This is a genomic window from Nocardia bhagyanarayanae (assembly GCF_006716565.1).
Taxonomy (GTDB): domain Bacteria; phylum Actinomycetota; class Actinomycetes; order Mycobacteriales; family Mycobacteriaceae; genus Nocardia; species Nocardia bhagyanarayanae.
The window spans coordinates 2,725,762-2,747,955 of record NZ_VFPG01000001.1; the positions used below are offsets into that span (position 1 = coordinate 2,725,762).

Annotated in this window: 20 protein-coding genes; 12 read left to right on the forward strand and 8 right to left on the reverse strand. The window is 69.5% G+C overall.

The window, feature by feature from the left end:
- Window positions 1-17: 17 nt before the first annotated feature.
- Window positions 18-800 (reverse strand): Rv1157c family protein, encoded by a 783-nt coding sequence (locus FB390_RS11585; RefSeq protein ID WP_141808962.1) that lies wholly within the window; start codon window positions 798-800, stop codon window positions 18-20.
- Between the two features lie 325 nt (window positions 801-1,125).
- On the opposite strand from FB390_RS11585, the gene FB390_RS11590 reads away from it, so the two are divergent.
- Entirely contained in the window at window positions 1,126-2,388 is a 1,263-nt protein-coding gene (locus FB390_RS11590) for a mannosyltransferase (RefSeq protein WP_141808963.1), read from the forward strand.
- A gap of 93 nt (window positions 2,389-2,481) precedes the next feature.
- Here FB390_RS11590 and FB390_RS11595 read toward each other — a convergent pair whose 3' ends face one another.
- The gene (locus FB390_RS11595; RefSeq protein WP_141808964.1) at window positions 2,482-2,778 is read right to left on the reverse strand and encodes a 4a-hydroxytetrahydrobiopterin dehydratase; all 297 of its coding nucleotides are present in this window, start codon (window positions 2,776-2,778) and stop codon (window positions 2,482-2,484) included.
- Window positions 2,779-2,827: 49 nt separating this feature from the next.
- On the reverse strand, window positions 2,828-3,004 hold the full coding sequence (locus tag FB390_RS33490; RefSeq protein WP_097244929.1) for a hypothetical protein: 177 nt from the start codon (window positions 3,002-3,004) through the stop codon (window positions 2,828-2,830).
- A 154-nt stretch (window positions 3,005-3,158) separates the two neighbouring features.
- On the opposite strand from FB390_RS33490, the gene typA reads away from it, so the two are divergent.
- Genes typA through FB390_RS11620 form a run of 5 tightly spaced genes read left to right on the forward strand, consistent with a single transcriptional unit; the run spans window position 3,159 to window position 8,420 of the window.
- Window positions 3,159-5,057 (forward strand): translational GTPase TypA, encoded by a 1,899-nt coding sequence (gene typA, locus FB390_RS11600; RefSeq protein WP_067788431.1) that lies wholly within the window; start codon window positions 3,159-3,161, stop codon window positions 5,055-5,057.
- Window positions 5,058-5,094: 37 nt separating this feature from the next.
- Window positions 5,095-6,840: an ABC transporter family substrate-binding protein gene (locus tag FB390_RS11605; protein ID WP_141811690.1), complete on the forward strand. Its 1,746-nt coding sequence runs from the start codon at window positions 5,095-5,097 to the stop codon at window positions 6,838-6,840.
- Window positions 6,837-7,727 (forward strand): N-acetyl-1-D-myo-inositol-2-amino-2-deoxy-alpha-D-glucopyranoside deacetylase, encoded by an 891-nt coding sequence (mshB, locus tag FB390_RS11610; RefSeq protein ID WP_141808965.1) that lies wholly within the window; start codon window positions 6,837-6,839, stop codon window positions 7,725-7,727. The genes FB390_RS11605 and mshB overlap by 4 nt, the downstream gene beginning before the upstream one ends.
- A gap of 55 nt (window positions 7,728-7,782) precedes the next feature.
- Window positions 7,783-7,941: a hypothetical protein gene (locus FB390_RS11615; RefSeq protein ID WP_097245437.1), complete on the forward strand. Its 159-nt coding sequence runs from the start codon at window positions 7,783-7,785 to the stop codon at window positions 7,939-7,941.
- Window positions 7,938-8,420, forward strand: coding sequence for a hypothetical protein (locus FB390_RS11620; protein ID WP_141808966.1), 483 nt, complete (start codon window positions 7,938-7,940; stop codon window positions 8,418-8,420). The genes FB390_RS11615 and FB390_RS11620 overlap by 4 nt, the downstream gene beginning before the upstream one ends.
- Window positions 8,421-8,440: 20 nt before the next feature.
- On the opposite strand, the gene FB390_RS11625 is transcribed toward FB390_RS11620, so the two are convergent.
- The 3 genes from FB390_RS11625 to FB390_RS11635 all read right to left on the reverse strand — a co-directional run bounded on the left by FB390_RS11625 (window position 8,441) and on the right by FB390_RS11635 (window position 12,371).
- Window positions 8,441-10,213, reverse strand: coding sequence for an amino acid permease (locus FB390_RS11625; protein ID WP_141811692.1), 1,773 nt, complete (start codon window positions 10,211-10,213; stop codon window positions 8,441-8,443).
- 137 nt (window positions 10,214-10,350) lie between these two features.
- Window positions 10,351-11,820 carry a PH domain-containing protein gene (locus FB390_RS11630; protein WP_141811693.1) on the reverse strand — a complete coding sequence of 490 codons (1,470 nt, stop codon included), beginning with the start codon at window positions 11,818-11,820 and terminating at the stop codon, window positions 10,351-10,353.
- Between the two features lie 53 nt (window positions 11,821-11,873).
- Window positions 11,874-12,371 carry a PH domain-containing protein gene (locus FB390_RS11635; RefSeq protein ID WP_141808967.1) on the reverse strand — a complete coding sequence of 166 codons (498 nt, stop codon included), beginning with the start codon at window positions 12,369-12,371 and terminating at the stop codon, window positions 11,874-11,876.
- 173 nt (window positions 12,372-12,544) lie between these two features.
- Between FB390_RS11635 and FB390_RS11640 the strand changes: the two genes are divergently transcribed.
- The 5 genes from FB390_RS11640 to FB390_RS11660 all read left to right on the forward strand — a co-directional run bounded on the left by FB390_RS11640 (window position 12,545) and on the right by FB390_RS11660 (window position 19,608).
- Window positions 12,545-15,139 (forward strand): bifunctional FO biosynthesis protein CofGH, encoded by a 2,595-nt coding sequence (locus FB390_RS11640; protein ID WP_141808968.1) that lies wholly within the window; start codon window positions 12,545-12,547, stop codon window positions 15,137-15,139.
- Between the two features lie 232 nt (window positions 15,140-15,371).
- Complete coding sequence (fdxA, locus tag FB390_RS11645) at window positions 15,372-15,692, forward strand: ferredoxin (protein ID WP_011211287.1); 321 nt, start codon at window positions 15,372-15,374, stop codon at window positions 15,690-15,692.
- Window positions 15,693-15,700: 8 nt separating this feature from the next.
- A complete protein-coding gene (gene dapC, locus FB390_RS11650) occupies window positions 15,701-16,810 on the forward strand; it encodes a succinyldiaminopimelate transaminase (RefSeq protein WP_141808969.1) in 1,110 nt (369 codons plus the stop codon).
- Window positions 16,811-16,943: 133 nt separating this feature from the next.
- Window positions 16,944-18,578 carry an L-glutamate gamma-semialdehyde dehydrogenase gene (gene pruA, locus FB390_RS11655; RefSeq protein ID WP_141808970.1) on the forward strand — a complete coding sequence of 545 codons (1,635 nt, stop codon included), beginning with the start codon at window positions 16,944-16,946 and terminating at the stop codon, window positions 18,576-18,578.
- Window positions 18,579-18,642: 64 nt separating this feature from the next.
- On the forward strand, window positions 18,643-19,608 hold the full coding sequence (locus FB390_RS11660; RefSeq protein WP_141808971.1) for a proline dehydrogenase family protein: 966 nt from the start codon (window positions 18,643-18,645) through the stop codon (window positions 19,606-19,608).
- Window positions 19,609-19,650: 42 nt separating this feature from the next.
- On the opposite strand, the gene FB390_RS11665 is transcribed toward FB390_RS11660, so the two are convergent.
- Window positions 19,651-20,520, reverse strand: coding sequence for an oxygenase MpaB family protein (locus tag FB390_RS11665; RefSeq protein WP_141808972.1), 870 nt, complete (start codon window positions 20,518-20,520; stop codon window positions 19,651-19,653).
- A gap of 219 nt (window positions 20,521-20,739) precedes the next feature.
- Here FB390_RS11665 and FB390_RS11670 point away from each other — a divergent pair, with 219 nt between their 5' ends.
- Window positions 20,740-21,372 carry a TetR/AcrR family transcriptional regulator gene (locus tag FB390_RS11670; RefSeq protein ID WP_141808973.1) on the forward strand — a complete coding sequence of 211 codons (633 nt, stop codon included), beginning with the start codon at window positions 20,740-20,742 and terminating at the stop codon, window positions 21,370-21,372.
- A gap of 33 nt (window positions 21,373-21,405) precedes the next feature.
- Here the strand turns inward: FB390_RS11670 and FB390_RS11675 are convergent, their stop codons facing one another.
- Window positions 21,406-22,149 carry a hypothetical protein gene (locus tag FB390_RS11675; protein ID WP_246123973.1) on the reverse strand — a complete coding sequence of 248 codons (744 nt, stop codon included), beginning with the start codon at window positions 22,147-22,149 and terminating at the stop codon, window positions 21,406-21,408.
- Between the last annotated feature and the right edge of the window lie 45 nt (window positions 22,150-22,194).

The window sequence follows — 22,194 nt, forward strand, 5'->3', positions numbered from 1 at the left end:
GGCCGGGCTTCGAAATATCAAGCGACGGTGAAGAAACCGAGCGTCGGCAGGAACGAGCAGGTACGCGGCGCGGCGTCGGGGGCCTGGGTGGTGAGCGAGCCGCCGACCACCGCGACGATCCGGCCGCGGCCGGTGTTCACGATGGCGGACAGGGTCGCCGGACCTTCCGGGTTGATCTTCGCCTCGTCGGTCAGCGCCTGCACGCCGGACTGCCGGGTGTCGAGGTTCAGCCACTGCACGGTCATCGGCGGGTTCTGCTGCGCGGTCGGCGCCTTGGTGCCGAGCGCGGTGAACACGAAGCCGGTCTGGCCGGACTCCGGTCCGGGCGGGGGCAGCGTGGCCGGGCCGGGCACCGCGAGGGCCGTGCCGACCGAGTCGGCGGTCGGGCTGATGCAGCCCTTGCCGATGGTCGGGTAGAGGAACTGCGCGATGACGGGGCCGTCCTGCGGCAGCGCGGGGCCGCCGCCGCCGCTGCCGTCCAGGAACGTGATGATCCGTTCCAGGGTCGACTTGATCTGCGGCGGCAGATTCAGGGTGTTGAGCAGGATGCGCGCCTGATCGAGGATCGCGGACTGCGGCCCGTTGGCGATATCGGCCGGGCCTGCGATGGCGCCGACGATGGCGGGGGTGAGCGCGGCGATCGCGTCCACCGGGACGCCCTCGGGCACCATCGGAACGCTGTTCGGAACCGCGGCGTGGGCGGGCGCCGGTGCCGCTACTGCGACCGGCGCGGCGAGCGAAGCGCTCGCCGCCAGGGCGAGTGCGGTCAATGCGATCCGCGATCGTCGGGTGCGAAGCACTGGTCTAGCCGTCCTTACCTCGGGTACATCTGGGCCAATGGGTGAAAACCCATTGTTTCGGGGGTCACTCTAAGGACACGACCGCCGAGTTGTACAGCGGTGGTCGTTATCACGTTGTGCCGTGGACGATCAGTGTTATCAGAAGGTAGCCCGGCGGCGTGTTACCGATGTGGAAGTTGATGCAAATGTTATCCCTGTGCATAGCCCGCACGGGGAAGATCAGCGCTCCGGTTAATCTAGTCGCAGCCTTCGGCATTTGTCGCCGACACACCGGACACCGGCGGGTCGCGTTTCGCGACCGCCCCCCGACCCGAAAGCCCGCGATTTGAACCGAGACAGCGCTCGGTCGGACAAGCGTCCGGCCGCTGCCCACCTGCGACTGGCGGTGTTGCTGCTCGGTCTATCCGTTCTGGCCAGGCTGCTGTGGATGCTGGTGTCGCCCAACGGGATGAACCTGGTCGACCTGCACGTCTACGTGGACGGTTCGGCGGCGCTGCTCACCGACCGGCTCTACGACTTCACCTACGCGGAGAAGACACCGGATTTCCCGCTGCCGTTCACCTATCCGCCGTTCGCCGCGCTGGTCTTCTTTCCGTTGCATTTCCTGCCGTTCAAGGTGATCGCGGTGGGCTGGCTGCTTGCCACGGTGGCGGCGCTGTACGGCGTCGTCTGGATCGCGCTGGAATTGATCGTCGGCGCGCAGCGGCTGCGCGAACCCGGTTGGCGCGTGGCGGCGATCGGCTGGACGACGGTCGGCGTGTGGCTCGAGCCCGTCCGCACCACGATCGATTACGGACAGGTCAACGTCTTCCTGGTGCTCGGCGCGATGCTCGCGGTTCGCAGTTCGCGATGGTGGGTCTCGGGAGGGTTGGTCGGCATCATCGCGGGCATCAAGCTGACGCCCGCGATCACCGGCCTCTACTTCGTCGCGCGGCGGCGCTGGGGGACCGCGCTGTGGTCCGCGGTGGTGTTCGGCGCGACGGTCGGCATCAGCTACCTCATCAACAACCACGAGGCGACGCGCTACTTCGGCACGCTGCTCGGTGACGCGGACCGGATCGGCCCGGTCGGCTCGGTGTGGAACCAGTCGCTGCGTGGGACGCTGAGCCGCATCCTCGGCCACGACGTGGAGTCCGGGCCGGTGTGGATCGCGGCGGTGCTCGCGGTCGCGGCGCTGGCCTTCTTCGCCTGGCGGGCGCTGGAACCGGACGATCGGATGGGCACGCTGCTGATGGTGCAGCTGTTCGGGTTGCTGATCTCGCCGATCTCCTGGTCGCACCACTGGGTCTGGCTGCTGCCGACGGTGCTGTGGTTGGTCTACGGCCCGCTGCGGCGGTCGCCGGGCGCGCGAATCCTGGCGGGTTATTGGCTGGTGACGATGTTGATCGGGGTGCCGTGGGTGCTCTCGTTCGCCCAGCCGACGATCTGGGAGATCTCCCGGCCCGGTGTGCTGTCCTGGCTGGGTGCGGTGGACGTGCTCGGCGTGCTCGTCCTCTTCGCGTGGATCATCTGGTCCGGCACGCGGCGCGAGCGGACGGATGAGCCCGCGGCGAGCGAGCGGGTGGCGGAGGATTCCGCGCGGGCGTAGTCCGGATGCCACCCGCGGCTGATCCGGGCGTCAGCCGATCAGGGACGTGATTCGGCGCGTGACGATCGCCGGCGAGCGTTCGGTGCTCGGCGGCTACTCGGACTGCGACGCGAGCAGATCGATCTCGCGGGCCATGCCCAGATCCAGGGCGGTGAGTCCGCCCGCCGAATGGGTGGACAGCGTGAAGGTGACGTTTCGCCACCGGATATCGATGTCGGGGTGATGGTTCGCGGCTTCGGCCGCGTCGGCGACCCTGCGCACCAGATCGATGCCCGCCGGAAACGACGAGGCCTTGATGGTGCGGGTGATGTTGTCGCCGGACCGGCTCCAATTCGGCAGTCCGGCGAGCGCGTCGGCGATCTCGGCTTCGGATAGCAGTGGAGTGCTCATATGCCGGTTGTACCCCCGTTTGCCGGAGGTGCACCGGGATCGGTGAAACTCAGGCTGCGCGAGCCTGTTTCAGCGCCTTCTTCAAATCCTTGCCGGTCAGCCCCGCGGCCTCGGCCTTCTTCATCCGCATGATGACAACGGGGCATTTGAAGCAGCGCGTCTTCTTACGACAGCACTTCTTCTTCGGTTTCAGACTCGAAACCTTCTTCGCTTTGACCTTGCCCACGACGGTTAGCATACCCTTACTCGAGCGCCTGGATCGGAGGGGTCGCCCGGATGCCGGTACTGTGTAGCTGGCCGCGATGCCCAGTGAGTTTCCATTCTCCACCTGTTTGCAGGGGGTCGGCCGGCACCAACACCAACAGCAGGAGGATTCAGGCGTGTCGTCTGCACGCGATTTTCGCAACGTCGCCATCGTGGCCCACGTCGACCACGGCAAGACGACGCTGGTCGACGCCATGCTGCGCCAGTCGGGCGCCTTCGCCGAGCGGGCCGAACCGGTCGACCGGGTGATGGACTCCGGCGACCTGGAACGCGAGAAGGGCATCACCATTCTCGCCAAGAACACCGCGGTGCACCGGCACCACCCGGACGGTTCGGTCACCGTCATCAACGTCATCGACACCCCCGGCCACGCCGACTTCGGCGGTGAGGTCGAGCGCGGTCTGTCCATGGTGGACGGCGTCGTGCTGCTGGTGGACGCCTCCGAGGGCCCGCTGCCGCAGACCCGGTTCGTGCTGCGCAAGGCGCTGGCCGCGTCGCTGCCGGTGATCCTGGTCGTCAACAAGACCGACCGCCCCGACGCGCGCATCGAAGAGGTCGTCGAGGAGAGCCACGACCTGCTGCTCGATCTGGCCTCCGACCTGGACGACGCCGCAGCCGAGGCCGCCGAGCTGGCACTCGACCTGCCGGTGCTCTACGCCTCCGGCCGCGAGGGCAAGGCCTCCAAGGAGCGCCCCGAGAACGGCAGCGCCCCCGACGCGGAGAACCTCGACGCGTTGTTCGACGTGCTGATGGAGTGCATCCCGGCGCCCAAGGGCGATGCCGCCGCGCCGCTGCAGGCGCACGTCACCAACCTCGACGCCTCGGCCTTCCTCGGCCGCCTCGCGCTGGTGCGCGTGCACAACGGCGAGCTGCGCAAGGGTCAGAACGTGGCCTGGATGCACGCCGACGGCGTCAAGCAGGTCAAGATCACCGAGCTGCTCCAGACCATCGGCGTCGAGCGTCAGCCCGGCGAGGTGGCCGTCGCCGGCGACATCGTCGCCATCGCGGGCATCCCGGAGATCATGATCGGCGACACCCTCGCCGACATCGACAATCCGGTCGCGCTGCCCCGCATCACCGTCGACGAGCCCGCGATCTCGGTCACCATCGGCACCAACACCTCGCCGCTGGTCGGCCGGGTACAGGGCCACAAGCTGACCGCCCGCATGGTGAAGTCGCGCCTGGACCAGGAGCTGGTCGGCAACGTCTCGCTGCGGGTGCTCGACATCGGCCGCCCGGACGCCTGGGAGGTGCAGGGCCGCGGTGAGCTGGCGCTGGCCATCCTGGTCGAGACCATGCGCCGCGAGGGCTTCGAGCTGACCGTCGGCAAGCCGCAGGTGGTCACCAAGCAGGTCGACGGCAAGGTGCACGAGCCCTACGAGGAGCTGACCATCGACTGCCCCGAGGAGTACCTCGGCGCGATCACCCAGCTGCTCGCCGCCCGCAAGGGCAAGATGGTCCAGATGAACAACCACGCCGCGGGTTGGGTGCGGATGGAGTTCATCGTTCCCTCGCGCGGCCTGATCGGCTTCCGCACCGACTTCCTGACCGAGACGCGCGGCACCGGCATCGCCAACGCCGTCTCGCACGGCTACGCGCCGTGGGCGGGCGAGATCCGGGCGCGCCACACCGGTTCGCTGGTCTCCGACCGCGCGGGCACGGTGACCCCGTTCGCGATGATCCAGCTCGCCGACCGCGGCCAGTTCTTCGTCGAGCCGGGCGCGGACACCTACGAGGGCCACGTCGTCGGCATCAACCCGCGCGCGGAGGATCTCGACATCAACGTCACCCGCGAGAAGAAGCTGACCAACATGCGCAGCTCCACCGCCGACGTGATCGAGACCCTGGCCAAGCCGTTGCAGCTGGACCTGGAAGGCGCGATGGAGTTCTGCGCCGCCGACGAGTGCGTCGAGGTCACCCCCGAGGTGGTCCGGGTGCGCAAGGTCATCCTCGGCCAGAACGAGCGGGCCCGCGAGCTGTCCAGGCGGAAGGCGCGGGACCGGGCCGCGCTGTAGAGTGCCGAACGTGAGCTCGGGGGCAAAACGACGCGCGATGCTGCGCGCACTGATGGTTCTGCTGGCGGCCTCCGCGACGGTGCTCGCCGGATGCACCGCGAACCCGCCCCCGCCCATCGAGAGCACGGACAGCCCGAAGACGACGCCCGCCAAGCCGGGCAAGAACACCGTCGTGGTGGCGATCGACGACATCGGTATCGGGTTCAACCCGCACCTGCGCTCCGATCAGTCGCCCGCCACCTCGGCGGTGAGCTCGATGGTGTTGCCGAGCCCGTTCCGTCCGGTGCCGAGTCCGTCGGTGCCGGGCGCCACGGACTGGGTGCCGGACACCGCGCTGGTGACCTCCGCGGAGGTCACCAGCCAGGAGCCGTTCACCATCACCTACACGCTGCGCAACCAGGCCAACTGGTCCGACGGAGCGCCCATCGCCGCCGAGGACTTCCGTTTCCTCTGGCAGCAGATGCTGACGCAGCCCGGTGTCGCGGATTCCGCCGCCTACCGCTTGATCTCAGATGTGAACTCCTCCGGCGGCGGCAAAACGGTCACCGTGGTGCTGACCCAGCCGTACCCGGCCTGGCGCGAGTTGTTCGCGAATCTGCTTCCCTCCCATCTGATCAAGGATCAGCCGGGTGGTTTCGCCAATGGTCTCGCGGAGGGAATCCCGGTGTCCGGCGGTAACTTCGCGATCAAGTCGGTGGATCCCGGCCGCGACGAGATCCTGCTGGAACGCAACGATCGCTACTGGGGCACCCCGGCCGCGCCGGATCAGATCCTGTTGCGCCGCGGCGGAACTCCCGCGCAGCTGGCCGAGTCGCTGCGCACGGGTGACGCGCAGATGGCGCTCGTGCACGGCGGCGTCGCGACCCAGGCGCAGCTGGCCGCGATCCCCTCGGTGCGCACGGTGATCATGCCGCAGTCGCGCGAACTGCAATTCGTCCTGAACGGGCGCACGACCGACCTCGCCGATCCGCGGGTCCGGCGCGGAGTGCTCGCGCTGCTCGACCCCGCGCTGCTCGCCACCGTCGGTGCGCAGACGGGCGGGTGGGTCGAACCGGTGCGCGCGCAGATACTGACGCCATCGGTTCCCGGTTACGCGCCGACCGCGCCGCCGCGGCCCACCGCGGACGAGGCGTTCGCGCTGCTCGCCGAGGCCGGTTTCGCGCGCGCGCCCGAGCCGCCGCCGGTGATCTCGCCGACGTCGCCCGCGCCGCAGCCGCGCCCGATCGCGAAGAACGGCAAGACCCTCGCGCTGCGGATCGGCGCGGTGACCGGTGACGCGACCGCGCTCGCGGTGGCCAACACCGCCGCCGACCAATTGCGCAGCGCCGGAATCGATGCCAGCGTCCGCAGCCTCGCGGCCGACGAGCTGTACGGCAAGGAACTGGTCGAGGGCGGCGTGGACGCGATCGTCGGCTGGGAAGTCGCCGGCGCCGATCCGGCGACCGTGCTGGCGTCCCGCTACAGCTGCCTGCCGCCGAACCCGGTCCTCGACGACGGTGAGGCGCAGGCCGCGGTCGAGGCGGCGCGGCGCGCGCCGAGCAATCTGTCCGGGGTGTGCGATCCCGTGCTGCAACCCGCGATCGACGCCGCGCTGCGCGGTATCGACGTACCCAAGGTGCTCGCCGACGCCGAACCCGCGCTGTGGGGACTGGCCACCGTGCTGCCGATCGTGCAGGACAACGTGGTCGCCGCTGCGGGCCCCCGGGTGGACGGCGCGTCGCTGAGCGGGGCCATCCAGGTGGGCATCTTCGGTGACGCCTCGATGTGGCGCAGGATCCCGTGACCAAGCCGGACGGGCCCGGTGGCATCGTGCTGGTGCACGCGCATCCGGACGACGAATCCATCACCACCGGCGGCACCATCGCGCACTACCGCCGCCGCGGCGTTCCGGTCACCGTGGTGACCTGCACCCTCGGCGAGGAGGGCGAGGTGATCGGCGAGCAGTGGGCGCAGCTGACCGCGGATCACGCCGATCAGCTCGGCGGCTATCGCATCCTCGAATTGACTAGGGCGCTGGCCGCTTTGGACGCCGCGCCGCCGCGCTTCCTCGGCGGCGCGGGCCGCTGGCGGGACTCCGGCATGGCGGGCACGCCGTCGGCCGAACATCCCAGGGCGTTCGTGCGTTCGGGTCCCGAGGCGGTGGACGCGCTCGTCGAGATCCTGCTCGAGCTGCGGCCGCGGGTGGTGATCGGCTACGACCCGCGCGGCGGCTACGGCCATCCCGATCACATCAGGGCTCACGAGGTCGCGACCGACGCGGTGCACGCGGCGGCCGAGCGCGGCTGGGACGTGCCCAAGTTCTATTGGACGGTCACCGACGCCGACATGCTGCGGCTGCACACCGAGGCACTGGCGCGCCGCACCGTCGAGGGTCTCCCCGGCGCGCTGCCGCCCGGGTGGCGGCTGCCGGGAGCGGGGGAGTTGGCGAGCGTGCCGAGTCACACCGTCACCACCACCGTCGAGGTGTCGGACGCGTTGGCCGCCAAGCGGGCGGCGTTGCGCGCGCACGCGACTCAGGTGACGGTCGCGCCTTCCGGGCGCGAGTTCGCGCTGTCCAACAACATCGCCCAGCCGGTGCTGCCCGAGGAGCACTACGTGCTGGTCCGTGGCACGCGGGGCCCGGTCGGGCCGGACGGGCGCGAGCACGACCTGTTCGCCGGGATCGTCTGAAGTCATCCCGACGGTGCGTGATCCCAGCCGAGCCGCCGGGCATAGACTCCTGGACGTGTACAACTGGGACCTCCAGAACGCCATCTCGGCATTCGTGGACAGCTTGCGCCCCGGCGCGGAGCATCAGCACGAGCTGTACATGTCGGTGCTGTACGCCTTCGTCGACATGCAGAGCCACCTGCTGACCCTCCTCGGCTATCCGCCGGTGCCGTGACGGCGCTCGACAAGCGCGTGGACGCGCCCCGTACCGATGATCGAGGGTGGATCGCCGAGCCCCTGCGGCTGGCGCTGATGGCCGTGCTCGTGCTGAGCGGGTTGTTCACCCTCGCCTTCGAGGTCCTCTATCTCCCGGTCTACCTGGGTACCTCGCACCTGCCGCCCGACGAGGAGACCACCCTGGTGGCCGCGCCGTTGGCCGCGGTCGCGGGCTCGGGCACGTTCGCCTTGCCGGTGACGGCGCTGCTCGCGGCCGGGTTGAACGTCCTCTTGATCGCGGCAATGCGCACGCTGACCGACAGCACCCGCGTCGCGTTGCTCCCGGTCGTCGTCTGGACCTTCGGCTTCCTGGCGTGCACCTTCGCGGGCCCCGGCGGCGACCTGATGCTCCTCAGCGACTGGCCGACCCTCCTCCTGCTCCTCTGCGGACTGATTCCACCGCTGGCGTACATCTACCTCCGCCCCGCCCACCACTGATTCCGCGTCCCCGCGACCGGTCAGTCGACGCGGATCGGGAGGGTGGCGATGACGGCGTCGGTGCGGGCGCGGAGAGCGGCGCCGAGGACGGGGCCGCGCGGGTTGTGCAGTGGGCGGTGCCACCAGTGGCGGGCTTCCACGTGGGCGAGGAGGACGGTGACGTCGCGGCCCGCGGCGGATTGCTTGCGTACATAGCCGACGAGGGTGGCGATCAGGCTGCGGTGCGGGGACGGCAGGACGGTGAGCGGGACACCCGGATCCCATTCCTTCCAGCGCGCGCTGAGGCGTTTGGTGGCGGCCGGATCGATCTCCGCCGCGACGGCGACGATTTCGCCGCGCATGCGCAGGGCGGCGGCGAGGGCGCGGGCGGTCGCCTCGCTGACGGCCACCACCGGGACGATGACGAGAGCCGTTGTCTCGGAACCCTTCTCGGGACGCGGCGGAATCTCGCCGAGGCGCAGTTCGGCGGCCACCGTGCGGTAGTAGCTCTCGGTACGCGCGAACAAGGTGATCAGCAGCGGGATGATCACCAGCAGCAGCCACGCGCCTTCGGTGAACTTCTCGCCGAGCAGCACGACGGCCGCGACGGCGGTGAGGCACGCGCCGAACCCGTTGAGCGCGGCGCGTGGCGCCCATCCCGGACCGCGCTGCCGCTTCCAGTGCCGGACGAGTCCCCATTGGCTCAGGGTGAACCCGATGAAGACGCCGATCGCGTACAGCGGAAGCAGCCGATGCGTCTCGGCGTCGACCAGCATCAGAATCGCGCCCGCCGCCACGGCGAGTGCCGTCACGCCGTAACGGAACACCGGGCGTTCGGAGCGCAGCGCGAACAGCGACGGCATCCGGCGATCCTTCGCCAGCAGCGCGAGCAACACCGGCAGCCCACCGAAACTGGTGTTCGCCGCCAAACCCAATGCCAGCGCGACGGCCAAGTTCACGACATAGAACGGCCACCCCGTACCGAACGCGGCCGCGGCGAGCTGAGCAAGCACCGTCACGCCACCGCGCGGCACCACATGGTGCAGGCGGATCAGCAGTGCGAGACCCACCAGCATGACGCACAGCAGCACACCCAGCGCGACCTCGGTGTGCTGCGCGCGCCGGACGGCAGGAGTGCGGAACGAGGGCACCGCGTTGGCGATCGCCTCGACACCCGTCAGCGCCGAACATCCCGCCGCGAAAGCTTTGAGCAGCAACCAGACTCCGAGCGCTTCGATCGGAATGAGCGGCCCGGGATCGTCACCGACCACGGCCACCGGCTCCGGCCGCAGCAGGCCGACCCCGACCACGCCGAGTACGCAGACAATGAACAACAAGGTCGGTGCCAGCAACACCCGGGCAGACTCCGCGACACCGATCAGATTCACCACGGTGATCATCGCGAGCGCACCGAGCGCGACGGCGAGCTGATGGTCACGCAACACGGGAAACGCGCTGGCCAAGCTCGCGGCGCCCGCCGAGAGGCTGACCGCGACCGTCAGCACGTAGTCCACCACCAGACTGGCCGCGGCGAGCAGGCTCGCACCGCGCCCGAGGTCCTTCTTCGCGACCGCGTACGACCCGCCGCCGTCCGGATGCGCCGCGATCACCTGCCGGTACGAGAGGACGAGCACCAGCAACAGCGCCGCGATCGCCAGCGCCACCGGAAACGTCCACTGCACCGCCGCCGCGCCCGCCACCACGAGCACCAGGACGATGGCCTCCGGCCCGTACGCGACACTGGACAGCGCGTCGAGCGACAGCGCGGCGAGCCCCCCGAACGCGGTGAGCCGGTACGCATCCCCGCGCTGCATCCGGCGCACCCGCCGATCGGCGATCCGTGACTCGTCCCGCGCTACGGTCTCGACCACCCCCACATTCAACGCCGCGCCCTCGCGCCCGCCGCCGAACGACACGTCTCCGCACCGGGATGCGCTCTCCCGGACGGAAGTCAGCGGGAGCCGAGAGCGCCGGGCGTGACGGATTCGATGAGGGACCAGGCCTGGGCGAGCGGGATGTCGATGACGAGGTAGCGCTTCTTGCCCGCCGCGGTGGCCGCGATGACGGTCGCCAAGCCGGCGCGGCGCTGCCAGAAGGATTGGCGGACGGTCCAGCCGATGACGCCGGGGGCTTCGAGACAGTCGCGATCGCGGTCGAGGCATCCGGAGCGGGTGATGAGCCACGCGGGAGAGGTGCCGGTGCGGGGCAGCACGGTGTGGCCGAGACCTCGATAGCGATCCTCGGCCAAGGCGATGGCGACGATCGCGGTGAGGCCGGGCAACAGCCACCACCACGGCGGGATGGGGCCTTCGAGGGCGAAGGCGAGCACCGCGAGGGCCAGCAGAACGACGGGTGACAGCGCACGGAAGTAGCGGCGGCGGCGGGCGGCGGGACCGTGGCGGGTGAGCCGCGCGGACATCTGCGCCAGTGGCGTGCGATCGGTTCGCGCACCCGAATCGAGCAACTCGCCCAACGTCCGTTCGACCGCGGCGCGCGGGGCCTGGGGCAGGATCTTCTGGCGCGGATTCTCCCCGACCATGATGGCCTCGAGCTCGGCGGCGCCCGAAAGGCGAAGCAGCAGTGGCTCGTTCACCGTGGCCCCACGGAACCGGGCGAGGTCGAGGGTGATCTGTCTGGTGGTGAACAGGCCGTGGCGCACGTGCAGGGTGCGGCCGTTGTGCAGGACGCGGAGGCCGAAATACGTTGTCAGGTATCGCGTGCAGGCCGCCAGGCTGACGAGGAGCACGATCGCGGCGAACAGGCCGAGCGCGACGAGCGCGATGGCGGCGGCGGTGCCTTCCCCGATGTCCTGCGCGGCATCGGATTCGAAAAGCCGCTCGCCCAAGCCGTATTGGAACGCCGCGCCCACGATCGGCGCGATGACGGCGAACCCGGTGAGCGACAGCGGCGCGTACCGCACCCACTCCGGCCGCCAGTGCCCGATCTCGCGCGCGGCCGGATGTGCTTGTGCCGCTTCGTCTTCCGATTCGCCCGCAGCGGGAGTGGCCGGTGCCGGTCGCGCTGTGTGCGCGAGCAATTCCGTGCGCAACGCGGGCACCACCCGCGCGTCGAGCGAGTCCAGCTTGAACTTCTCACCGCTGTCGGCCTGCTGCCCGGTGCCGATGACCACCACAGAAAGTCCGAGCGCCCGGTGCAGCAGGTCGGATTCGATGTCGACGGATCTGATCCGGCTGCGCGGCACCGAAAGCTCCCTGCGCTGCACCAATCCGGTGCGCAGTTCGACGTGGGTCGGGCCGACTCGATAGGTCGTCGTGAACCATCGGGTCAGCGCGAATCCGACGATCAGCGCCAGCGGGATGATGCTCCAGGCGGGGTTGCCGCTGCTCGTGCCGAGGATGACCGAACCGATCAGCACCGGGATGAACTTGACCACCTCGGTGACCGGATGCACCAACAGCATTCGCCGATCCAGGCGTGCCCACGGCGGTCCGGTGTCGGCGGCCGGGTACTGGGTCACGTCGCGTCCCCGCGGTGACGCGCGGCGATCTCGGTCAGCCGCGTGACGGTCTGTTCGGCGACCGGCAGATCCAGCGCCGTGATCTGTACCGCGCCCGCCGACGAGGCGGTGGTGACCGTCACCGTCGCCAGGCCGAGCAGCCGCTCCAGCGGACCGCGTTCGGTGTCGACCGTCTGCACCCGCGAGATCGGCGCGACCCGGCTCTCCTGGGTCAGCCAGCCGACCCTGGTGTACACGGCCTCGTCGGTGATCTCCCACCGGTGCACGGCATAGCGCCACCACGGCACGACGGCGATGCTGAACACCGCGCACACCAGCCCGATCACCAGCGCGGTCAGCTGCAAGCCGCGACGGCCCGAGTCCAGCGCCGCCCACACGAGCAGCGCGAGGAACGGCAGCACCCAAGCCAGCCCCGCCTGCACCGTCCACAGCAGTTTCGCCTTGGGGCTGGGACGCCAGGCCGGGTCGGCCATGATCGTGCGCGGCTGCGACATGGTTGTCATGGTCGCACGAACATTCGACGCCCCGCGCCACGCCGATGGAATAACGGTGCGGCGTGCTGAGGTTGTGAACGCTCACGACGGGCCTCGCGGAACTCGCCGTCGCCGGTGAGCTGGCTACGCTCACACACGAGCACTGGAGGGAGACAGTCCAGGATGGGTAGCGCATGATCGAGGGCGTGACCGAGCTAGCGACACCGAGCGTCCCGCCAGCCCCGCCCAGCCCGTCGGCCATGCGCCGCGCGCTGCGCCGGGCCCGAGACGGCGTGACACTGAACGTGGACGAGGCCGCCGTGCTGCTGCACGCGCGCGGCGAGGACCTGGTCGAGTTGTGTCGCAGCGCGGCGCGGGTCCGCGACGCCGGTCTGGAATCGGCGGGCAGGTCGAAGACCATCACCTATTCGCGCAATGTGTTCATTCCGCTGACCCGCTTGTGTCGGGACAAGTGTCACTACTGCACGTTCGTCACCGTGCCGGGCAAGTTGCGGGCCGAGGGCAAGGGCATGTTCCTGGAGCCCGACGAGGTGCTCGAGATCGCTCGCCGCGGCGCCGCGCTCGGCTGCAAGGAGGCGCTGTTCACCCTCGGCGACCGGCCCGAGGCGCGCTGGCCGGAAGCGGCCCAGTGGCTGGACGAGCGCGGCTACGACTCCACGCTGGACTACCTGCGCGCCGTCTCGATCATGGTGCTGGAGGAGACCGGTCTGCTGCCGCACCTGAACCCCGGCGTCATGAGCTGGGAGGAGATCGCGCGGCTCAAGCCGGTGGCGCAGTCCATGGGCATGATGCTGGAGACCACCTCGACGCGGCTGTTCACCGAGAAGGGGCAGTGTCACTACGGCAGTCCCGACAAGGACCCCGCGGTGCGGCTGCGCGCCATCACCGACGCCGGTCGGCTCTCGGTGCCGTACACCACCGGCATCCTGGTCGGCATCGGCGAGACGCTGACCGAGCGCGCCGAGTCCATCATGGCGATCCGCAAGCAGCACAAGGCTTTCGGGCACATCCAGGAAGTGATCATCCAGAACTTCCGCGCCAAGGACGACACCGCCATGCGCGACGCGCCCGACGCCGGTCTGGAGGAGTTCCGCGCGACCATCGCGGTGACTCGCCTGCTGCTCGGCCCGGACGTGCCGGTGCAGGCTCCGCCGAACCTGGTGTCGCTGGAGGAATGCCTCGCGCTGATCGACGCGGGCATCGACGACTGGGGCGGCGTCTCGCCGGTGACCCCGGATCACGTGAATCCCGAACGGCCGTGGCCGAATCTGGACACGTTGCGCGAGATCACCGAGGCGGCGGGCTACCAGCTCGTCGAAAGGACTTCGGCGCACCCGAAATACGTGCGCGCGGGGAACCCGTGGGTGGATCCGCGGATCGGCGCGCACGTGGCCGCGCTGACCGATCCCGCGACCGGACTGGCGAATCCGGACGCGATGCCGGTCGGCCTGCCGTGGCAGGAGCCGGACGAATCGTGGGACTCGGCGGGCCGGACCGACCTGAACACCGCCATCGATACCGAGGGCCGCAACACCGAGAGCCGCAGCGACTCCGCGCTGGGGCAGGACGTGGTCGGCGCGTTCGGCGATTGGGACACCATCCGGGAACAGGCGCGCGACCTGGCCGCACCCGAGCGGCTCGACGGCGACGTGCTCGCCGCGCTGCGCGCCGCGGAACGCGATCCCGCGGCGCTCTCCGACGACGAGTACCTGGCACTGGCGACCGCCGAGGGCGTCGACCTGGAGGCGGTCACCGCGCTGGCCGACCAACTGCGCCGCGACGCCGTCGGCGACGATGTCACCTACGTGGTGAACCGGAACATCAACTTCACCAACATCTGCTACACCGGCTGCCGCTTCTGTGCGTTCGCCCAGCGCAAGGGCGACGCCGACGCGTTCACGCTGAGCACCGACGAGGTCGCCGACCGGGCGTGGGAGGCGCACGTCGACGGTGCCACCGAGGTCTGCATGCAGGGCGGCATCGATCCGGATCTGCCGGTCACCGGTTACGCCGACCTGGTGCGCGCCGTGAAGCAGCGGGTGCCGTCCATGCACGTGCACGCCTTCAGCCCGATGGAGATCGTCAACGGGGCATCGCGCGGCGGGCAGAGCATCCGCGACTGGCTGGTGGCACTGAAGGAAGCCGGGCTCGACACCATTCCGGGCACCGCCGCCGAAATCCTGGACGACGAGGTGCGCTGGGTGCTCACCAAGGGCAAGCTGCCGACCTCCGCGTGGATCGAGGTGATCACCACGGCCCATCAGGTCGGGCTGCGCTCCAGTTCGACGATGATGTACGGGCACGTCGACAACCCGAAGCACTGGGTCGGCCACCTGCGGGTGCTCCGCGGAATCCAAGACGAGACAGGCGGTTTCACCGAATTCGTGCTGCTGCCCTTCGTGCACCAGAGCGCGCCGCTGTACCTGGCGGGCGCGGCGCGTCCCGGCCCGACGATCCGCGACAACCGCGCCGCGCACGCGCTCGCGCGGATCATGTTGCACGGCCGGATCGACAACATCCAGACCAGCTGGGTCAAGCTCGGCACGGCGGGCACCAGGATGATGCTCAACGGCGGCGCGAACGACCTCGGCGGCACGCTGATGGAGGAGACCATCTCCCGCATGGCCGGCTCCCAGCACGGCTCCGCGAAGACGGTCGCCGAACTCACCGAGATCGCCACCGGCATCGGCCGCCCGGCCCGGGAACGCACGACCACCTACGGGCGGGTCGACCGCAAACCGCACGCGTTGTCGGTGTCGGTGCAGTAGGCCCCGCGGGGCGCGCGGGTGCGAAAGGCGCACTCGCGCGCCTCGGAGGGGAGATGGCGATTACCATCGTCCTCTGAGCGTCGGTGCGGACGAGGCGACGGCATACCGGTCGCGAGCGGGGGCGGAGCCGGTGAAGTTAGGGCAGGCTGACCAGTAGTAACGTGGGGTGGTCGGGATAGGGTTTCGCGTGGCGGACCATCCCCGCAGGTGAGGACAGACTAGGAGAGCGGCAGTGCCGTACATCATCGCTGAACCGTGCGTTGACGTGAAGGACAAGGCATGCATCGAGGAATGCCCCGTGGACTGCATCTACGAGGGTGGTCGCATGCTGTACATCCATCCGGACGAGTGCGTGGACTGTGGTGCATGTGAGCCGGTGTGCCCGGTGGAGGCGATCTTCTACGAAGACGACACGCCGGACCAGTGGAGCGGGTACGTGAACGCCAACGTCGACTTCTTCGACGAGCTGGGTTCGCCGGGCGGCGCGACCAAGGTCGGCAAGGTGGACTACGACCCGCCGTTCATCAAAGAACTTCCTCCGATGGGCGAGTGAGACCGTAAGTGAGTTCGCGTGGCCGGGTCAGCGCTCTGCTGCCCGATTTTCCCTGGGACACCATCGCGTCGGTGAAGGCGAGAGCCGCGGCGCATCCCGACGGGATCGTCGATCTTTCGGTCGGCACCCCGGTAGACCCCGTCGCCCCGCTGATCAGGGCGGCGTTGAACTCGGTCGCGGAGGTGCCCGGCTACCCGACCACGCACGGCACGCCCGAGCTGCGCGCCGCCGCTGTCGACGCGCTCAAGCGCCGGTACGGGATCACCGGCCTCGATCCGGCGGCGGTGCTGCCGGTGATCGGCACCAAGGAGCTGATCGCGGGTCTGCCACGGCTGCTCGGTCTCGGCTCCGGCGATCTGGTGGTCATTCCGGAGATCGCCTACCCGACCTACGAGGTCGGCGCGCTGCTCGCGGGCGCTCAGGTGCTGCGAGCCGACGGCCTCACCCGGCTCGGTCCGCAGACGCCCGCGCTGATCTACCTCAATTCGCCGTCCAACCCGACCGGCCGGGTGCTCGGGATCGAGCACTTGCGCAAGGTCGTGTCCTTCGCGCGGGAGCGCGGCGCGATCGTCGCGTCCGACGAGTGCTACCTGGGCCTCTCCTGGGACAGCCGCCCCTACTCGATCCTCGATCCCGAGGTCTGCGACGGCGACCACACCGGTCTGCTCGCGGTGCATTCGCTCTCGAAGACCTCGAACCTGGCCAGCTACCGCGCCGGTTTCGTGGCGGGCGATCCCGAACTGGTCGCCGAGCTGCTGGAGGTGCGCAAGCACTCGGGCATGATGGTGCCCTACCCGATCCAGGCCGCGATGACGGCCGCGCTCGGCGACGACGCGCACGAGGGCCAGCAGCGCGAACGCTACCGCGCCCGGCGCGAGCAGCTGCGAAACGCTCTGGCGGGCGCGGGTTTCCGCATCGATCATTCCGAGGCTGGTCTGTACCTGTGGTCCACGCGCGGCGAGAACTGCCGGACCACCCTGGACTGGCTTGCCGAGCGCGGCATCCTCGCCGCGCCCGGCGACTTCTACGGACCGACGGCCCGTGAGCACGTGCGGATCGCGCTGACCGCGTCCGACGAACGCATCGCCGCCGCCGCGGAGCGCTTGCGCACCCACTGATGGTGGAGGTCGCCTGGCCGGGGCGCACCTTCGACGAGGTCCGCGACCTGTGGTGGGGGCGGGCTCCGTTCTGATCGGCTCCGACACGCGGAAGGGCTGGCGTCCGGACGTCGATTTGGGGCTAGCCTGAGTTATGGACGCTGTCACGGTTGTCCCTACTCCGAGCAATGAGCCGGTGCACACGTATGCACCGGGGAGCCGCGAGCGCGAGCTGCTGACGGCCGAGCTGGCCGAGATCTCCGCCGAATCCGTCGACGTGCCGCTGGTCATCGGCGGCAAGCACCGGCCGGGCATCGGTGAGCGGCACGAGATCGTCGCACCGCATCGGCATCGGCACGTACTGGGGACCTACACCGATACCACTCATTCCGAAGCACACGGCGCCATCGAGGCCGCGATCGCAGCGGCCCCGGGATGGCGCACCATGCCCTTCGACGATCGCGCCGCGATCTTCCTGCGCGCGGCCGATCTGCTGGCCGGGCCGTGGCGGGAGAAGCTGGCCGCCGCGACGATGCTCGGCCAGTCCAAGTCGGTCGCGCAGGCCGAGATCGACGCGCCCTGCGAACTGGTCGATTTCTGGCGGTTCAATGTGGCCTTCGCGCGCGACATCCTGGCCCAGCAGCCGGAGTCGAGTCCCGGCGTGTGGAACCGGATGGACTATCGGCCGCTGGAGGGGTTCGTCTACGCGATCACGCCGTTCAACTTCACCGCCATCGCGGGCAACCTGCCGACCGCGCCCGCGCTGATGGGCAACACGGTGGTGTGGAAGCCCTCGCCGACGCAGACGCTCGCGGCGTTCTACACCATGCGGCTGCTGGAGGCGGCGGGCCTGCCGCCCGGCGTGATCAACATGGTCACCGGCGACGGGATCCAGCTCTCGGAGGTGGCGCTGGCCGACCCGCGGCTGGCCGGCATCCACTTCACCGGTTCCACCCGCACCTTCCAGTCGCTGTGGCAGCAGGTCGGCGCGAATATCGGCCGCTACCATGGCTATCCGAGGCTGGTCGGAGAGACCGGCGGCAAGGACTTCATCGTCGCGCACCCGTCGGCCGATCCGGACGCCCTGCGCACCGCGCTGATCCGCGGCGCCTACGAGTATCAGGGCCAGAAGTGCTCGGCCGCCTCGCGCGCCTACATCGCGCGTTCGGTGTGGCGGACCATCGGCGACGACTTCCTCACCGCGACCGCCGAACTGACCTACGGCGACGTCGCCGACCTGTCGAACTTCGGTGGGGCGCTGATCGATCGGCGCGCCTACGACAAGAACGTCGCGGCCATCGAACGGGCCAGGGACGCGGGCGTCACCATCCCCGTCGGCGGCACCTACGACGACAGCGAGGGCTGGTTCGTCCGCCCGACGGTCCTGCTCTCCGACGACCCGCGCGACGAGTCTTTCACCACCGAGTACTTCGGCCCGATCCTGTCGGTGCACGTCTACGACGACGCCGAACCCGGTTCGTACGCCGCGATTCTCGCCGAAGTGGAGGCGGCCGCGCCCTACGCGCTGACCGGCGCGATCTTCGCCGACGACCGCAAGGCCGCCGAACAAGCCAGCGCCGCGTTGCGTTTCGCGGCGGGCAATTTCTACATCAACGACAAACCCACCGGCGCCGTCGTCGGTCAGCAGCCGTTCGGCGGCGCGCGCGCCTCCGGCACCGACGACAAGGCGGGCTCGCCGCTGAATCTGCTGCGCTGGACGGCGCCGCGCACCATCAAGGAGACATTCGTGCCACCGGTGCGACACCGGTACCCGCACATGGACTCGTGAGACCGGCGGCGCCGACACGTCGGCCGGAAGAGGGAGGCGTGATGCGTGACATTCTCGAGGACCGATGAACCCGCTGCGCCCGGCCATTCTCGCGGCGGCCGCCTCGCCGCGGATGAAGCGCGTGCTCACCGGGACCAAGGTCACCGCCGATATCGTGCGCCGGTTCGTACCGGGTGAATCGCGGGCGGAGCTGGCGCCGGTGGTGCGTGCGCTGCTGGACAGCGGCAGGCTGATCAGCGTCGACTATCTCGGCGAGAACACCACCGATCGAGCGCGCGCCGAAGCGACGGTCGCGGAATACCTTTCGCTGATCAACGAGCTCGCCGCGGCCGACATGGCCGTCGGATCGGACGGTGCCGCGGTGCCCGTGGAGGTGTCGGTCAAGCTGTCCGCGCTCGGGCAGGCCTTGCCGGGCGACGGTCCCGCCATCGCCACCGACAACCTGCGCGTCGTTTGCACCAAGGCCGCCGAGGCGGGCGTGTGGGTCACGGTCGACGCGGAGGACCACACGACGACCGACGCCACGCTGGCCACCGTGCGCGAGTTGCGGCCGGAATTCCCTTGGCTCGGTGCGGTTCTCCAGTCGTACCTGCACCGCACCCTGGACGACTGCGCCGAATTCGCGGGCCCGGGTTCGCGAATCCGGTTGTGCAAGGGCGCGTATCGCGAACCCGCGACGGTGGCCTATCAGCGGAACGTCGAGGTGACCGATTCCTACCTGCGCTGTCTGGAGACCCTCATGCGCGGTACGGGTTATCCGATGGTGGCCACCCACGACCCCGCGCTCGTGCTGGCCGCCGAACGCATGGTCGCCGAAACAGGCCGGGGCACAGGCACGTTCGAGCATCAGATGCTGTACGGGGTGCGCGATGCCGAGCAGCTGCGGCTGGCGGCGGCTGGGCACGCGATGCGCGTGTACGTCCCGTACGGCGACGATTGGTACGGCTACCTGACCCGCAGGCTGGCGGAGCGACCGGCCAACCTGAGGTTCTTCCTGCGTGCGCTGGTGGGCCGTGCGGACAGAGTTTGAGGTCGGATTAGCGCACGGCCGGAGCGACGGCGGAGGTGCGCCTCAGACCAGCGGCTTGCCCAGCCTGCGCCGCCTGCGCAGGTCCCACAGGTAGAAGTTCATCGGAAAGAGCCTGAGCCGCTGGGGAAGCCGGCCGTGCACCGTGCCGATCGCGCGCAGCAGCAGATTCAGCGCGCGATCCTGGCGCGGTGTCCACCGCATCCCCATCTCGGCGCGCAGGTGCGGCGGCAGCAGCCCCGCGACGACGAACCGCTGCACCGGCGCGAACAAGCGCAGCGGCGGAGCGACCATCTTCAGGTCGATGAGACCGTTGAAGTAGTCGCGGGTGCGGGCGTCGATGGTCTTGGTGGCCAGGTTCGTGGTCCAGTACTCGTCGAACGCGGCGCGGTCGGCGGGCCACAGCTCCCTGCGCATCTGCAGGGTGGTGCCGAGCCGGGCGGCGTACTGGTAGAACGCGTCCGCGCTCGCCGCGTCGAGCGGGCCGTGCAGCCGTTCCTCCAGGTCCACGATGCCCCAGTACAGGCAGGCGGCCACCCACAGCTGCAGCTTGGGATCGAAGGCGTTGTACTTCACCGGGCTCTCGGCACTGGACCGGATGCTGCGGTGCGAGGTGTCGACCGCCTCGCGATACGCGGCGCGCTCCTCCTCGGTGCCCATCAGGGCGACGGCGAGATAGGTGAGCGTCGTGCGCAGCCGCTTCCACGGGTGCAGGGTTACCTTGCCGGAGTCCACGTTGCTCTCCAGCACGCCGTAGGCGACCGGCGTCAGGCTGAGCTGCATGATCACGTTCGCCGTGCCGCCGAGGAAGGCGGCGACGCCGCTCCAGTACTTCTCGATGTCGAAGTCCTCGGCGGTGCCGTAACGGCTGCCGGGCACCGGCTCGGGCGTCGTCGCACGAAGGGGCGCGGTCATCGTCGTCCTCGTCTTTCCGTTCACCGGAGGTGAAGCGATGAGAAGGTAACGTGGTCACCCTCTCATCTGAGGGCGGGTGCTGTCAAAGGGTGTATCTCCGCATTCGCCGCTGCCATGCGGTCCGAGGGCGGCTGAGGCTGCTGTGGCGTACGGGCGGCCCGAGTGAAGGTATGCGATGCTTACGTTGTCATCGTTTCGCCGGACGATAGGGTGGGAGATATGGCGAGCTTCACCAAATTGCTGCCGCTGGTGCGCAACTCCGGCCCGGAAGACCGCAACCAGGCGCGGGTGCTCGACGCCGCCCTGGTGGCCTTTCTGGATTTCGGCATCAAGCGCACGAGCATGGTGGAAGTGGCACGGCGGTGCGGCCTTTCACTGGCCACGCTGTATCGGCGCTTCGCCAGCAAGTCCGATCTGATCGAGGCCGTCGCGCTGCGCCAGACGCGCGAGTTCATCGACGAGGTGGACGGCGTGCTCCAGCGGCAGGTCGACCGGGACGCCAGCGCCGAAGATCAGATCGTCGCGCTGTTCGTCGCCTTCGTGAACGGCCTGCGTGACAACCAGTTGGTGCACCGGCTGCTCGCCACTGAACCCGAGCTGGTGCTGCCGTTCCTCACCGTGAAGGGCGCGCCGATCATCGAACTCGGGCGCGACTACGTCGCCGAGTTCGTCACGCGCCTCCAGGAGGAGGGCAAACTTCCCGCGTACGATCCGGCGCCGCTGGCCGAGATGATCGCGCGCACCGCGGTGTCGCTGGCGTTGACCCCGCAGACTGTCATCCCGTTCGGTGACGACGCCGCCCTGCGCGAGTTCGCCCGCGACCACGTGGTGGTCTCTTTCCGGGTGCGCTGACCGCCGGACCCAAGCGATTTCGGCTGCGCCGACTCAGCGCGGAATCAGCCAGACGGGCACGCCGAGCACATCGGCCACCACGCTCGGCAGCGCGCCGAGTACGTCGGCGGTCTGGTCGGCGGAGGTGCCCCAGGTGAGCGCCGCCACGGTGAACCCGGTTCCGTAGGAGGCCGAAGCCACCTCCGGCGCACCGAGATCCGACCATCCCCACTTGGTGCCGAGCACGCCGGGCAGGCGCGCGGTGCCCCAGTCCTGCACGGTGCCGTCGGCGGCCCTGTCGCCCGCCGTGGCCATCCATCCGAAGATCGGCGAGCCGGGATCCTGGAGTTGCTTGGCGTGCAGGAAGTCCGCCACATCGGCGCTGGTCGTGGTCGCGGTGCTCCAGTCGCCCGCGCCGGAACGGGTGTTGGTGAGGCCGTACTCGGCGGCGATGGCATCGATGGCCTGCGGGTACTTGCCTTCCATGGCGCCTGCCGCTCCGTCGTCGGAGAAGCGGATCATGCGCTCACCCCATTCGCGATCGGTCGCGGAACCGTCGCCGTGGCGCAGTGCGTAGTCGACGAGGAAGAGCTTGGAGAGGGAAAGGGCGCCGCGAATCTCGTGCTGATTCGCTGTTCCCCACGACGCGCCGACGCTCGATCGCACGGCGATCGAGGTGCGCGACGGTGTCTCCTCTCCGTTTGGCTGAGCGTTTGCGGGCGGTGTGCACAATGCTCCGGCGCCCAGGGCGTACAGCGCGCCTGCGGCGAGGGACGCGACGATCATCCGACGGATCACGATTGCCTCCCGGCGTTCGACCTCCGATGATGTGCCTTCACTCAG